General features: G+C 69.9%; 13 protein-coding genes. 10 read left to right on the plus strand and 3 right to left on the minus strand.

Features of this window, described 5'->3' with window-relative positions:
• Positions 1–5: 5 nt before the first annotated feature.
• The 7 genes from QP090_RS01240 to QP090_RS01270 all read left to right on the plus strand — a co-directional run bounded on the left by QP090_RS01240 (position 6) and on the right by QP090_RS01270 (position 6,284).
• Positions 6–500, plus strand: coding sequence for a hypothetical protein (locus QP090_RS01240; protein ID WP_285936547.1), 495 nt, complete (start codon positions 6–8; stop codon positions 498–500).
• 155 nt (positions 501–655) lie between these two features.
• Positions 656–1,105, plus strand: coding sequence for an NUDIX domain-containing protein (locus QP090_RS01245; protein ID WP_285936548.1), 450 nt, complete (start codon positions 656–658; stop codon positions 1,103–1,105).
• Between the two features lie 391 nt (positions 1,106–1,496).
• Positions 1,497–1,673 (plus strand): hypothetical protein, encoded by a 177-nt coding sequence (locus QP090_RS01250; protein ID WP_285936549.1) that lies wholly within the window; start codon positions 1,497–1,499, stop codon positions 1,671–1,673.
• A gap of 119 nt (positions 1,674–1,792) precedes the next feature.
• A complete protein-coding gene (locus tag QP090_RS01255; RefSeq protein WP_285936550.1) occupies positions 1,793–3,304 on the plus strand; it encodes an aKG-HExxH-type peptide beta-hydroxylase in 1,512 nt (503 codons plus the stop codon).
• A 54-nt stretch (positions 3,305–3,358) separates the two neighbouring features.
• Complete coding sequence (locus tag QP090_RS01260) at positions 3,359–4,582, plus strand: aldo/keto reductase (protein WP_285936551.1); 1,224 nt, start codon at positions 3,359–3,361, stop codon at positions 4,580–4,582.
• A gap of 52 nt (positions 4,583–4,634) precedes the next feature.
• Positions 4,635–5,543, plus strand: coding sequence for a hypothetical protein (locus QP090_RS01265; RefSeq protein WP_285936552.1), 909 nt, complete (start codon positions 4,635–4,637; stop codon positions 5,541–5,543).
• An 18-nt stretch (positions 5,544–5,561) separates the two neighbouring features.
• Complete coding sequence (locus QP090_RS01270) at positions 5,562–6,284, plus strand: hypothetical protein (protein ID WP_285936553.1); 723 nt, start codon at positions 5,562–5,564, stop codon at positions 6,282–6,284.
• Between the two features lie 86 nt (positions 6,285–6,370).
• Here QP090_RS01270 and QP090_RS01275 read toward each other — a convergent pair whose 3' ends face one another.
• Entirely contained in the window at positions 6,371–7,075 is a 705-nt protein-coding gene (locus QP090_RS01275; protein WP_285936554.1) for an alpha/beta fold hydrolase, read from the minus strand.
• A 330-nt stretch (positions 7,076–7,405) separates the two neighbouring features.
• On the opposite strand from QP090_RS01275, the gene QP090_RS01280 reads away from it, so the two are divergent.
• The 3 genes from QP090_RS01280 to QP090_RS01290 all read left to right on the plus strand — a co-directional run bounded on the left by QP090_RS01280 (position 7,406) and on the right by QP090_RS01290 (position 11,924).
• Entirely contained in the window at positions 7,406–10,060 is a 2,655-nt protein-coding gene (locus QP090_RS01280; RefSeq protein WP_490393313.1) for a DUF4132 domain-containing protein, read from the plus strand.
• A gap of 97 nt (positions 10,061–10,157) precedes the next feature.
• Positions 10,158–11,114, plus strand: a complete 957-nt coding sequence (locus QP090_RS01285) for a threonine ammonia-lyase (RefSeq protein WP_285936556.1) — start codon at positions 10,158–10,160, stop codon at positions 11,112–11,114.
• Positions 11,115–11,417: 303 nt separating this feature from the next.
• Positions 11,418–11,924 (plus strand): GNAT family N-acetyltransferase, encoded by a 507-nt coding sequence (locus QP090_RS01290; RefSeq protein ID WP_285936557.1) that lies wholly within the window; start codon positions 11,418–11,420, stop codon positions 11,922–11,924.
• A gap of 8 nt (positions 11,925–11,932) precedes the next feature.
• Here the strand turns inward: QP090_RS01290 and QP090_RS01295 are convergent, their stop codons facing one another.
• Both QP090_RS01295 and QP090_RS01300 read right to left on the minus strand, forming a co-directional pair.
• Positions 11,933–13,495: a class I adenylate-forming enzyme family protein gene (locus tag QP090_RS01295; RefSeq protein WP_285936558.1), complete on the minus strand. Its 1,563-nt coding sequence runs from the start codon at positions 13,493–13,495 to the stop codon at positions 11,933–11,935.
• 57 nt (positions 13,496–13,552) lie between these two features.
• Complete coding sequence (locus QP090_RS01300) at positions 13,553–14,356, minus strand: SAM-dependent methyltransferase (protein ID WP_285936559.1); 804 nt, start codon at positions 14,354–14,356, stop codon at positions 13,553–13,555.
• Between the last annotated feature and the right edge of the window lie 28 nt (positions 14,357–14,384).

Consider the following 14,384-nt stretch of genomic DNA (forward strand, 5'->3'; position numbering starts at 1 on the left):
GTTCGATGTCCATCACCACTCGCTGGATCGGCGGCTTGACCGCGGCCACGGCCACGGCCGCGGCCGCTGCACTCGCCGTCCCCACCGCCGCCCTCGCCGCACCCGCCGCGCCCGCGACGGCCGCGACGACGGCCACCGCGTCCGCGACGACGGCCGCGGCGGCCCGGGCGCGGGTCCGCGTGACCGGCGCGTCCATCAGGGGCACCACGCTCCGCGTGACCGGCACCGTCTTCTGCTCGTCCCGGAGCCACTGGGTCAGGCTCGTCGTCATCGCCCAGCAGCCCGGCGGCCCCACCGTCGGGTGGAGGCCCCTCAAGTCGCGCGGTGAGACCCGGGTCCGTTGCGACCGCCATTTCCACACATGGTCGACCCTCCACTCCTCCCGGGCCCCTGGCGCGAGGGGCAACTGGCGGCACGGAAGGAGGGTCCACGTGACCGGCACGCTGCTGGTCCCCGGCGACACGTTCCACTTCTCCGGCGAGGCCACCCCGAGGCACTGACCCTCACCGCACCCGTGCGGCCGCTCCCCGGACCCGCCAGTTCCTGACCCCCTGCCGCACCACGGCAGGCGCCCCCCGCCTCCACTCCACCTCCCCGCCGACGGGCCACCCTGCGGCCGGCGGTTCCAGCCCGGCTCCTCGGATACCGTGCGCGGATGAGCGCGACCATCAACGTCAGGGTCACCGGCGTCGTCGTTGAGGACGACGCGATCCTGCTGCTCGATCAGGACACCGGCTGCGGCCGGTCCTGGTCGCTGCCGGGCGGGAAGGTCGAGCCCGGCGAGCCCCTCGCCGACGCCCTGGTCCGGGAGGTGCGCGAAGAGACCGGTTTGGCCGTCGAGGTGGGACGGCTGCTGTACATCTGCGACCATCTGCCCGGCGACGGGACCCACGTCGTGCACATCACCTTCGAGGCCCGGCGGGTCGGCGGCACTATCGGCGACGTCGTGGCGGACGCGGACACCCGCCCGATCCGGGGCGTTGAGATGGTGAGGCTGGCCGACCTGCCCGCCCTGGGGTTCAGCGACCGGTTCGCCGGCCTGGCCGCGGACGGGTGGCCGGGCGCCGGATCCTACATGGGGCCCAAGACCAACATAGGGCTGTGAGGAAGCTCGACGCCCAGGACGATCGGCCTTCTCTGCCTCTCCACTTCCGGACGGCTCGAGAGACCGCTTCTTTCAATAACAGGACTCTCCCGGCCAGCCCGCATTGGCTCGGGGTGATGTCCCGGTGGCGCCCCGTTGCTTGACATTGGCGCTCAACGGGTGAGCGTGGCGGTGTGGGTCCGGGAAAAGACAGGGGCGCAGGCCGACCGGCGTCCTCGGCAATCCTTGATTCGGTATTTCGCGATCAAGAGCGAGCTTGATCGGCTCGATCACAACGGATATACCATCGTTGACACCGCGGGAATCCCAATGTTAAAACTAGTTCCGTCAAGGCCTTCCGAGCAGTTTGTTCAAATCGGAAGTACTCGTTACAGGAACGGAGATTATTTCCATGCCGAACCCGGCCGATGACCGCCCCGAACAGGTGAACACGGCGCTGGACAAGTTGCGTGACCGCGCCAGCCTGACGGACGAAGAGCTGCGCGCCCTGCAAACACACATCGACGAGCTCGAATCGCGTATCTCCACGAGCTCGCACCATCACGACCTCCATGCCGTGGAGGACTAGCAAGACCGTCCGCAAAGCAAACGCGGTGCATGTCGTTCGAGTTGAGGTGACCTCCCGAGCCGTCTCGTCATTCGTGAGGTCACCTCGCACCCCTGGTCAGGTCACATGAAGGGCGAGCCATGAGTGCGGAGATCGCCGATGGGGGCACGAGCGGGCCTACCGACAAGCTCGACGCCCTGCTCGCGCAACATCCTTTTGGAAATGCCGACTACATCACCCGTCAACTGCACATCTGCTACATGCGCCGGCTCGGCAAGATCTCGCCACGCCTGCCGTCGGCCGGAACGTTGCTCGACGCCCTGAACCGGGCCGGTCCTGCACAGCGACATCGGGTGATCGGTGACACCGTCGTTCGCTGTGCGGTCAACCATGCCCTGCGGCAGGTCGAGGCCGGCACTCCGTATGGCATGCCCCTCCAGCAGTGCGGAGAACTGTTCGAAGAGGCGGCCGACCATCTGGCCGACGGGAAGCCGGTCCTCCTTCGGTCGGCGCCCGCGAGTCGACTGAGTCCCGACCTCGAGCAGACGTTCGTCTGGAGCGATCTGCGCGGCGACGACCGCTTCTCCCGAGCATTCCGGGATCTCGTCGACGACAACTACGGTGAGCGTCCCTGCACCCTCGAAGAAGATGAGCAAGCGGTTCTGGCACAAGCGGTTCGCATCCTTCAGGACACCGTTCCAATGGTGTCGCGAAGCACACTGCGACACACCCACCTTGTCGCCATCTTTCCCGAAGACGGGCCCTTCGCCAGGGTCAACTCGAGTTCCGAGTTCAAACTCAGCGGCACAGTATTCCTGAACCGGAAGCTGCTTTCCAATCCCTGGAGAGTGGCCGAGCATTTGTTGCATGAAACGCTACATCAGCAAATGTACGACTTCCGGCACGGGCACACTCTGCTCGTCGAAGACGTGCACCGCGAAGATGCGCCTACATTCTGTTCGCTGTGGAACCTGCCGGACAAGAACAACTGGAATATCTACCGCGGTCTTGCGGCGTTCCATGTCTACGTCCACCTCGGCCTCTTCTTCACCTTGGCCGAGGAGCGCTCCGCCCACCTCCAAAAGATTCACGGCCCGCCCGCGGGAATAACCGGCCGGCGGAAGGCGACGACCCGGGCCCACTACCTGGCGGAGCAGATCAGGGCGGTGTGCTGGGACGAAATGGGAGAGGCCGGCAAGGAGTACGTCGAGTGGTTCGACTCCGTCCTGACGGTATTCGATCCGGCTCCGCCTCCGAGCGACTCCTACGTGCACCTTCTGCTGGATCGCTACGAGCGGGAGGCACGCTCGGTCGAGCGGCTGAGCGCGTGCGGCCCCGACCTGTCCGACCACCTGTCGGAGCTCGCCAGGATGGAGATCGCGGGTGCGAGGTCCGCGCTTGCCGCGATCGAAGCGGGAGAGGCCCTCCAGCGGCTCGATGACGCCACGGCGGAGCTCTTCGATGCGGAGGGGCGTCTTCCGATCAGCGAATCCAGGACCCGGTTCACCGGCATCCGCTCCGTCGTGGCCGGCGCGATCCTCCAGGCCTCGCACGACGGCTACACGCTGTCGGAGTCACGGGTGCCGGACGCGATCGTCCGCCAGATGGTCGAGACCTCGAGTCAGCGCCTGAAGCCGCTGCTCGACGCTTGAAGCCGCTGCTCGGCGTGCCGGCGTTGGCCTGGTCGAGAAGGGAGGGCAGGCGCCATGTCCACTTCACGGAGACCCCGACGATCCCGGCACCCGACGCTGAACTCCGTCCTCGAGAAGCTCCAGCACGGCGTCGACCTCACTGAGGGCGAGCTGTCGCTGCTGAAGGGTCAGCTCGACGACCTGGAGCATCGCGCCCAAGACCAGGCCGTACGGCGAGCCGAAGCCCACGGGCCTGCTCCGGCAGCAGATCCTGATGTCAGGGACGCCTACAGCGAACGGCTCGCCGGTCACGCAACTCCTGAAGGAACCACAGAGTTCGCGTCCCGCTTCGGTGCGGGGACCGTCGATTTCTATCGACCGGCGCAAGGGCTGTCGCTGTCGACCATCGGAATCGGCACCCACCTCGGCGCAGCGGACGAGGAGACCGACGCGATGTACGCCGGTGCCGTCCGGGCAGCACTGCGCACGGGCGCCAACCTGATCGATACCTCTCTCACCTACCGCCGGCAGAGGTCGGAACGCGCGACCGCCACCGGCCTACGCCGGTTCATCGACAACGACGGCGGCGACCGCGAACAGGTCGTCGTCTGCACGAAAGGCGGATACCCGCTTTCCGAGTGCGTCACTCCGGGCGCACTCGAGCCGACGGAGGTGGCGGGCGGCGTTCATTCCATCGCTCCGGCGTTCCTCGCCGACCAGATCAGGCGCAGCCGGCAGAACCTGGGACTGGAGACCATAGACGTCTACTACCTGCACAATCCGGAGACCCAGCTCAAGCACGTCGGCGGCTCCGAGTTCATGAGACGCATTCGGGCGGCGTTCCACCAACTGGAATGCGCAGTCTCCGATGGTTCGATCCGCTACTACGGCACGGCGACGTGGGACGGGTACCGCAGCGGTCTGCTGTCATTGCCCGCGCTGGTGGCGGCCGCCCGTGAGGTCGGCGGAGACGGCCATCACCTCCGGTTCCTCCAACTCCCCCTGAACCTCGGGATGCAGGAGGCGCTGACCCACCCGGCGGAGGGCGGCGGCAGCGTGCTGAAGCTCGCCGCTGAGTCCGGCATCACCGTGATCGTCAGCGCCTCGCTGCTCCAGGGCCGCCTCGCACGGGACCTGACCGCGGATACTCCGCCGTCCCGGTCCGGCCTCCGGACCGACGCCCAGCGCGCGATCCAGTTCGCGCGATCTCGCGCCGGCGTGACGTCCGCGCTGGTCGGAATGCGAAGCGTGGCGCACGTGGCCGAGAACCTCGCGCTGGCGCGGGACACAGCCGGATGAGTGCGATGACGAGCGTCCAGTGCGGCTCGGGCGGGACCAGATGCGAGTCCTGGTGACGCCCTCCGACATGGCACGGCTCGCCATCGTCCTCGATCTCGAGTCCTCACGGACCCAGGTCATTCAGGTCCGGCCGCAGTTCGTGGACCCCACCGTCACGGACCGCCCTCCGTGCCGCCCGTTCGGGGTGACGTGGAGTCCTGAGGAGCTGTTCATCGCCAACAACCGGCAGCTACTGATATTCGACCACGCTCTGAACTACGTGCGGTCGTCCACCGTCCGCCTACAGATCAACATTCATCAGCTCGCCTTCGGCAAGGGACGGGTGTGGGCTGTCAGCCCGTGGACCAACTCCCTGATCGGAGCCCCGACGGGTGCCGGCGTCGAGGCCATCGAGTTCGACCTCTCCCGCAACGTCCTGGTCCCCTATCGCCGGCGTGAGGGCCGCCCATCCGCGGATGAACATCACTTCAACTCCATACTCTGGGCGGACGGGCATCTGTTCGTCGCAGCGCACGCATTCGGAGAAGGCAGCTTCATCAACCGCTACGACGCGGAGACACTGCGGTTTCAGAAGACACTTCACGGAGCAGGCCATTCGATTCACGGATTGGCCCGCCATGAGGGCGAGCTGTTCTGGGTCAGCACCATGACCCAGGAGATCCGCTCCGACCGCGGATACCGCCTGTTCTTGCACAGGCCGGGCTACCCTCGTGGGTTCGCCATGACGGCAGAGTACTTCGTCGTCGCGATATCCCAGTGCCGGGGACGCGGCCGCCGTCATGCGGGCAACTCCTGGATACAAGTCATCGACCGCAGGCAGGGCCGCACGGTGCACGAGACCGAGCTGCGCGACACGGGCGGCATCAATGACCTCCGCCTACTGAGCGAATACGACTACGCGCACCGCGTCCCCCCATTCCCGCTCCTCGCCTTCCCGACAGCACAACCGTCCAGCGGATGATCGGTCAGGGAAAGGGCAATGACCATTATTGAGCCTCCGGAGCTGACTGAGATCCGCGCCTGGTGGAAGCGAGGCATCAGCGTGTGCGACCACTCGCGCGCCTTCACGATCGCCGGAAGCCGGTGCGACCAGACCATGCCCCGAGGGATGGACAACCCGTACTGGGAGATCGTCCGCAACCTGCCGTCCATCAAGACGGACTGGTACGGCGTCACCCCCTACAGCCGCCCCGACCAGCTCAGCGTGGGCCATCGCGGGCGCCTCACCAAGCGGTTCTCCTGGTCGATCCCCTCGCCGGGCGACGTCGCGTGGCTGGAGCAGATCCTTGACGGCCGCGGCGTCGTCGAGATCGGCGCCGGAGCCGGCTATTGGGCATGGCAGGCTCGGCAGGCTCGGATCGACGTCGTCGCCTACGAACCGCAGGAACCGGCGGACAACCATGACGTGCACGGACGGGTGTACACCGAGCTTCGGCGCGGCGGGCACGAGGCTGCGGCGCTCCACCCGGACCGGGCGCTGCTGATCTGCTGGCCGACCAACGACGCGCCCTGGGCATCGGAGGCGCTCGCCGCCTACGCGGGCGACACGCTGATCTACATCGGCGAAGGGCCAGGGGGCTGCTGTGCGGACGACGGCTTCTTCGAGAAGATCGACGGTGGTTGGACCGAGGTGGACACCAGCACGCATCACGTCAGCTGGTGGGGAGTTCACTGCGGTATGACCGCTTATCGCCGTGGGTGAGTTGGATGCGGGTCGGGGAGTGGCGTCCCGCCCGGCTGGAGGAACCGGGCGGGACGGATGTGCGGCGGCGCGGGGCGCCGCGCCTGTCACCCGGCGGTGAGGGTCTCCGCCGCCTGGGCGATGACGGCGGCCACGGCGGCCGGGTTGGAGACATAGACCGCGTGGCTTCCCGGGGTCTCGGTGACGGTCGATCCGGCCCGCTCGGACATGGCGCGCTGGGCAGGCGGCGGGATCATCCGGTCGTCGGTGGCGACCAGGTACCAGGACGGCTTGGTCTGCCAGGCCGGTGCGGAGACCACGCCCCCCAGCGCGTCGACACCCCACGGAACCTGCGAGTCGGCCATGAACGCCGCCTGTGCTTCAGGCAGATCCGCTGCGAACGCCGCGGCGAATTCGTCCCGGTCCAGGAACAGGAACCCGCTGTTGGGCGGCAGGATCGGCGGGACCGGTGCGCCGGGCGGCGGGTCGGCGATCAGCGAGTTGACCGACTCGCCCTTGTCGGGCGCGAAGGCCGCGATGTAGGCCAGCGCGGCCACGCCCGGGTGGTTTCCGGCCTCGGTGATCACGACGCCGCCGTAGGAGTGCCCGACCAGAACGGCCGGGCCGTCCAGGCCGTCGAGGACCTGGTGGGTCGCGGCGACGTCGCCGGCCAGCGACAGGGTCGGGTTCTGCACGACGGACACCCGGTACCCGTCGGCGGTCAGGCGGTCGTAGACCCCCTGCCAGCCAGAGCCATCGACGAACCCGCCGTGGACCAGCACGACGTTCTTCACTTCCGGACCTGCGTTCACGGTGGTGCCTCCTTCGCCCGAGTTCGGGCCCCGGGCTCCATGGGAGATGGCCGGAACGCTAGACCGGCCGAAGATGCATCGATTACATCAAATGACGTAGTCCGAGCGGCGGGCCGCATCTGCATCCCGACGGTGCGGGCACTCTGGAACATCGGCGGCCTCGCGATGCTGGTGGCGGTGAGCATGGCGCGGGTGGGCCGGATCGGGAGGCCGTCGGGTCGCGGCTGGTTGTCGGTGGGTCGGTCTAGGGTGACCCGCATGCACGGTCAGCCCCCCGCCATTGGCGACGAGAACGTTCTGGTGATTCCCGATGAGCTGCGCGGGGAACTCATGCCCAGACGCGGTGGAACGCCGCCGATTCAGCTCCCTGAATTGGACCGGTCGGCTGCCGAGCAGGTGAGAGCGCTACTGGAACGGGCGAAATCCGATGTTGAGGAGAAGCTCGCCCATCCCCGCAGCGATCCTCACGCGGTGAAGGCGGCGCGGGGATATCTGGCCGGAGAACCTGATCCGCTGGGAGCCGCGGTCGTCGCATACGCCGTCCTCCAGCGGCGAACCGGCGAGGGTGACGGCAGGGACGCCACCTGGTTGTGGATCGATGCCTGGACCGCTGAGCATGGGCTGGCCTTCGCCGCCTGCGCATGCGCGGAGGTGGACGGACTGGCCCTCCCCTGGGGCGATAAGGGCGCCGAGCACGGGGTGCAGGCCGATAAGTGGAGCAGCGAGGACGCCTACTGGGCGACCGGTCCGGCCGGGAAGCGGATGCGGTCGTTGCTCGCGGTCGCCGACGAGGCCGACTACGCCGAGGCCGTCGAGCGGCTGGCCGGCCATCGCCGGACGCCGCAGCAGCGCCGGGTGGTCTCGTTCCTGGTGCCGACGCGGCAGGACTGGGTGGACGAGTGCTGCGCCGAGCCGCCCGCACACGCCGCTTATCACTCCCATGGGGCGGAGCTGCTCCTGTGCTCGCTCGGTTCCATGAAGCACGTGGCCCGGCTCCGCGGCCGGGGCGCGGCCCGGTTCGACGACCATGAGCGGCGGGTGGGCGTTCTGCTCACCGCGGTGGACGGGGTCGGTCCGGGAATCGCCCCGCTCCTGGCGGACGCGGTGGACGACGCACACGAACTGACCGATCACGGCTATCGCCGCTATCTCGTCGGAGCGGGCCTCGACGAGGCGGCGCGCGCGGCGATCTTCCAGGTGCTGGCCGTGCTTCCCACCGACGAGGCGTTCCGGATCGTGTCCGAGCGGCTCATGATGCCGAGGGCGTTGCCCGCGCTGGTCACGATGCTGGAGCGGTTCCCGGCGCGTGGCCTGCGCCTGCTCGCGGAGTCGGCCGCCAGCGGGGACGACCGGGCGAGACTCTCGGCGCTCCTGGTGGCCGGGCATCTGCGGGCGCGGCCCGAACTGGCCGAGCGGCTGCCGGAACTGGGCGAGCACGTCCGGGCGGCGGTCGAGGCCGCCCAGGCGTCCCGGGTGGCGGAGGCGGACGCGGACGCGGTCCCCAAGGGGCTTCGCAAGGGCGGCAAGCAGGAGGCTCCGCCTTGGGCTCCGACGGCGGTGCTCCCGCAGATCCTGCTGCGGGGACGAGAACGGGCGCTGCCGGACGCGGCGGTCACGCATCTGCTGGAGGCCCTGGGCAAGGCGAGCCCGAAACGCGCCGCGTCCGCCGCGGTCGGTGCCGCGCTCGGCGAGCTCGACCCGGGCTCGCTGGCGGAGTTCGGCTGGGCGCTGTTCGAGCAGTGGCGCGCTTCGGGCGAGGAGACGCGCATGGGCTGGGCGCAGCTACGCTGGACCGGCGACGACGAGACGATGCGGCGGCTGGGCGCGCTGGCGCGGTCCTGGACCGGGCAGGACGGGATCAAGGTGCCGTTGAACGGGCTGGAGGTGCTCGCCGGGACCGCGTCCGACGTCGCCATCCTGCAACTCCAGCTGGTCGCGGACAAGGCCCGGCCGAAGAGGTTGAAGAACAAGGCCGGCAAGCTCCTCGCCCAGGCCGCCCAGGCGCGGGGGCTGACCATGGACGAGCTCGGCGACCGGATGGTGCCCGACTTCGGCCTGGACTCAGCGCCGGCCACCGGGGAGGCGGCTGGCATGACGCTCGACTACGGCCCGCGCGCCTTCCGGGTGAGCTTCGACGAGCAGCTGCGGCCGGTGGTGATCGACGACGCGGGCAAGCTCCGCAAGGCGCTGCCGAAGCCCGGCGTCAAGGACGACCCGGAGCTGGCCCCCGCCGCCCACCGTGCGTTCGGCGGGTTGAAGAAGGACGTGCGCGCGGTCGCCGCCGACCAGATCCGGCGGATGGAGCGCGCCATGGTCGCCGAGCGGCGGTGGGCTCCGGCGGAGTTCCAGCGGCTGTTCGTCGACCATCCGCTGATGTGGCACCTCGTCCGGCGGCTCGTCTGGCTGCACCGGGAGGGCGGGAAGGACACCGCGTTCCGGTTGGCGGAGGACCGCACCTTCGCCGACGTGGACGACGAGGTCTGGACCCTGCCCGATTCCGGCGCAGTCCAGATCGCCCATCCCCTGCACCTGGGCGACGGACTCCAGGTATGGGGCGAGACACTCGCCGACTACGAGATCCTCCAGCCGTTCCCGCAGGTCGGCAGGCCCATCGACGCGTTCACCGAGCAGGAGCGCACCAGCGGCAGGCTGGACCGGTTCGCCGACGTCGAGGTCGGCGTCGGCGGTCTGCTGCGGCTGTTGCAGAGCGGGGACTGGAAGGGCCTCGCCGGAGGAGACAACGGCGTCAAGGACGAGCTCGTCCGGCAAGCACCGGGCGGTCGCGTGATCATCCTCACGGTGAACCCCGGCATCGCGCCCTGGGCACCGGCGGCCGATGACAAGCAGACCCTCACGGCCGTCCGGATCGCCGCATCCGAAGCGGACCGTCCCGGTGCCCCGAAGGTCGGCTTCGGCGACCTCGACGCCATCACCGCCTCGGAGCTGCTGTTCACCTTGACCTCTCTCGCGCCTCCCGCCTTGTGAAGGCCGCCGGTGCCCGTTTGATGGGCAGTGCCTGATGTTCTGATAGGCGGCACCTGCCGCCTCCCCCATCCGCACCCGCTGGAACGGTGGCAACGGCATGTCCGACAGCTTCGTCGACGTCGGCCGGATCGAGAAGGCCGCGGCTCTCATCGACCCCGTCTTCCGCGACACCCCGCAGTTCCCGGCGCCCCGGCTCGGCGACGAACTGGGCTTCGAGGCGTTGCTGAAGGTCGAGACGATCAACCCGATCCGCTGCTTCAAGGGCCGCGGCACCGACTTCCTCGTCCGGACGAGCGACCCCGGCGAGGTCCTGGTGTGCGCCTCGGCCGGGAACCTCGGCCAGGGACTCGCCTTCGCCGCGAGCGGGCGGGGGCTCACGGCCAAGATCTTCGCCGCCGGCTCCGTCAACCCGCGGAAGCTCTCGGCGATGCGCAGGTTCGGCGCGAGCGTCGGCCTCGTCGACGGCGACTTCGACGCGGCCAGGGACCGTGCCGCCGAGGAGGCCGCCCGGCACGGCTGGAAGCTGGTGGAGGACGGCAGCGACCCCCCGCTGGCCGAGGGGGCCGGCACGATCGCCGTCGAGCTGACCCGCGCCGGCGCCCGGCCGGTCGACCACGTCCTGGTGCCGACCGGCAACGGTTCCCTGGCCTGCGGGGTGGCCGCCTGGTTCAAGGCCGTCTCGCCGTCCACCAAGGTCATCGCGGTCGGCGCGGCCGGGGCGCCCGCGATGGAGCACGCCTGGCGCACCGGCGACACCACTCCCGGCGGGCCGACCACGACCCTCGCCGAGGGCCTGGCCGCCCGGGTGCCCGCGGCCCGCGCGGTACGGGCGATGCGGAGCACCGTCGATGACTTCGTCCTGGTCGATGACGGTCAGCTCGTCGAGGCCGTCCGGCTGCTGGTGCGCACGACCGGCCTGGTGGCCGAGCCGTCCGGCGCCGCCGCCGTCGCCGCCGCCGTCGCTCTGCGCCGCGACCTCGCGGGCGCCAACGTGGCCATGGTGATCACCGGTGCGAACATCGCCCCCGGCCTGCTCCCCGGCCTGCCCGACTGAACGCCTCGGAGTGGGCGATGATGGAGGCCCCATGGATGCCCCGGTCGACGTCGTCGCGGCCAACCCGCGCCGCTCGCGCGCCCGGCGCCGGCTCTCGAGCCTCCGGCACGGCGGCGGACCCTCCCGCCATGGAGAGGCTGCTATGATCTTGGCAGCTGCCAGAGCCTCCTGGGTCGGATAGAGACCGATCCCGGGAGGCTTTTCCGCGTTCGGCCGGCGCCACCCGTTCTGCGAGCGCGCCCGCCGAGCGGCCCCCGCGCAATCTCCCGGCGGCCCCGGTTCCGCGACCCGCGAAGGAATCCCATGCCCGAACTGTCCGTTCGTCCTGCCCACGATGCCGATCGTTCCGTGATGGAGCGCCTGTGGTTGATGTTCCAGCACGACATGTCCGAGTTTCGCGGCCTGCTCCCCTTCCCGGACGGGACGTTCCGCAGCGAACGGCTTCAGGCTGCGCTGCACGACACCGACTGGGCCGCGTACCTGCTGACGAGCGCGGAGCGGCCCGTCGGGTTCGCCCTCGTCCGCGGCCTCACCGGCGGCAGACGGGTGCTGAGTTCCTTCTTCGTCGTGCGCGGTGCGCGCAGGACCGGGATCGGGCTGCGCGCCGCCCAGGAGGTGATCGCCGGACATCCGGGTCGGTGGGAGATCGCCTTTCAGGACGACAACGCGACCGCTGTGCGCTTCTGGCGCCGCGTCGCCACGGCGGTCGCTCCGGACGCTTGGACCGAGGAACGCCGGCCGGTGCCGACGCGGCCTCAACTGCCGCCCGACGTATGGATCTCGTTCGAGGTATCGGGCATCCGGCCCTGACCCCGTTGTCAGAGGCCCGGCAGGTGGCGTTCCTTCAGCAGGGCCTTGTGGATCTTGCCGACCGGCGTCAGCGGGACCTCGGCGGTGATGACGAGCTGCCGGGGGACCTTGTAGTCGGCCAGCCGGTCCCGGCAGTGGTCGATGAGCTCCTCCGCGGTGGGCGGCTCGGCGCCCGGGTGCGGCACCACGTAGAATCGGCCGATCTCGCCGAGCACCCCGTCCGGCACGCCGATTCCGGCGGCCATCGCGACCTTCGGATGCGCGGTCAGCACGTTCTCGGTCTCCACCGGGTAGACGTTGAAGCCTCCCTGGATGTACATCTCCTTCTTCCGGCCGCGTAGCACCAGATGCCCGTCCGGCTCCATGGCGACCATGTCCCCGGTGGCCAGCCAACCGTCCGGCAGGAAGACCTCGGCGGTCTCGGCCGGCATGTCCCAGTAGCCGGAGGCCGCGCAGTCGCCGCGGACCTGGAGTTCGCCGACCTCCCCCGGCGGCAGGACGGTCCCGTCCGGTCCGGCCACCCGGGCCTCGAAGCCGCCGATGACCACGCCCAGGGTGCGGGAGATCGTCTCCGGGTCGTCGTCCGGCCGCGACAGCACGCACGCCCCCGAGGACTCCGACAGCCCGTACAGCCCGTACAGCGGGGCCCCGGGGAACGCGCGCCGGATCGCCTCGGCCAGCGCCGGCTCCACGTTGGACCCGCCCGCCAGGCAGAGCCGCACGGACGAGAGGTCGTAGCCCGGGAAGTCGTCGCGGCCGAGCATCAGCACGTACATCGTCGGCACGGCGCTCAGGAAGGTCACCCGATGGCGCTCGATCGCGCGCAGTGCCGCCTGCGGGCCGAACGCGGGCAGCAGCGCCACTGATCCGCCGCTGACCAGCGCGGCCATGATGGTGCAGGTGATGCCGCCAACGTGGTTGAACGGGAGGTGCCCGAGCTGCACGTCGTCGTCGCGCATCGCGAAGTGCTCCGCCTGCGCCGTCGCCGACGCCAGGATGCTCCGATGGGTGATCACCGCGCCTCTGGGGCGTCCCGTCGTCCCCGAGGTGTAGAGGATCATCAGCGGATCGTCCGGCGCCACCTCCCCGCGCGCCGCCGCCAGCGCCGCGGGGTCCGCCGGAGCCGCGGTCAGCTCGCCGAACGGCGTGCTGCCCGGGAAGCCCGTGCCGAAGAACACGTAGTCGCCCACGTCGGGTGCCTGAGACCGGAACCCCTCGAAGAACGCCGCGAAGTCGAAGCCGGGGACGGCACCGACGCTGATGACCATCCGGGCACCGCTCTGGCCGAGCATGTGGGACAGCTCCCGCTCCCGGTAGCGCACGTTGAGCGGGACGACCACGGCGCCGATCCGCGCCGCGCCGAAGAACGCGGCCAGCCACTGCGGCGTGTTGAGCGCCAGCAGCCCGATCCGGTCGCCGCGCCCGATCCCGCGGCCCAGCAGCCCGGCCGCGACCCGGTCGGTCAGCTCGTCGAACTCGGCGAACGTGATGGTGTCGTCGCCGTCGTGCAGGAACGCCTTGTCCCGCGCCGCCGCGTCCTCGAGCGCGGCCCCGATCGTCCTCGCCCGCATGTCGCCTCCCACGCCGATTGCCTCACGACCATTGATCGGGAGCCGTCCGCCGATGCCTCAGGACTTGCGGCCGACGCCCGCGTAGAACCAGATCGGCAGGGCCTCTTGCATGCTGACCGGACGCTCGGGGCGCCACAGCGGGGCCCACACCAGACCGGGATCGAGCAACTCGAAGTCGCCGAACAGGGCGGTCACCTGCTCGCGGGTGCGTGCCGTGCCGGGCGCGGACGTCTGCTTGTAGACCTCCACGACCTTGGCGACCACGTCGGGAACGCCGTCGGCCGAGGCATGGGTCAGCGTCAGGTGGCTGCCGGGCGCCAGCGCGTCGCGCAGCTCGGCCATGATCGCCGTCGGATCGTCCGCATCGGGGACGAAGTGCAGGGTCGCCACCAGCAGCAGCGCCACCGGCCTGCTGAAGTCCAGCGATCGGCGGACCTCGGGATGGTCGAGGATCTCCCGGGGACGACGCAGGTCGGCCTGGACCATCCTGGTGCCCGCCGAGTCGGCGAGCAGCGCCCGTCCGTGCGCGACCACCTGCCCGTCGTAGTCGACGTAGACCACCCGGGCGTCGGGGTTCACCGACTGCGCGATCTGGTGCACGTTCTGCTGGGTGGGCAGGCCGGTGCCGATGTCCAGGAACTGGTCGATGCCCTGCTCGGCCAGGTACCGCACCGCACGTCCGAGGAAGGCCCGGTTCTCTTTGATCAGCGTCACCAGGGTGCCGTCGGCCACGATCGCCTCTTCGGCGCGTGCACGGTCGGCCTCGTAGTGGTCCTTACCGCCGAGATAGTAATCGTACATCCGGGCAATATTCGGGACACCCGGATCGAATTCCCCCAGTCGAGGCCGCTCGCCTGACACCGTTTCTCCTCACCGCCGCGCACGCATT

The sequence above is a fragment of the Actinomadura xylanilytica genome (assembly GCF_030283145.1).
Classification (GTDB): domain Bacteria; phylum Actinomycetota; class Actinomycetes; order Streptosporangiales; family Streptosporangiaceae; genus Spirillospora; species Spirillospora xylanilytica.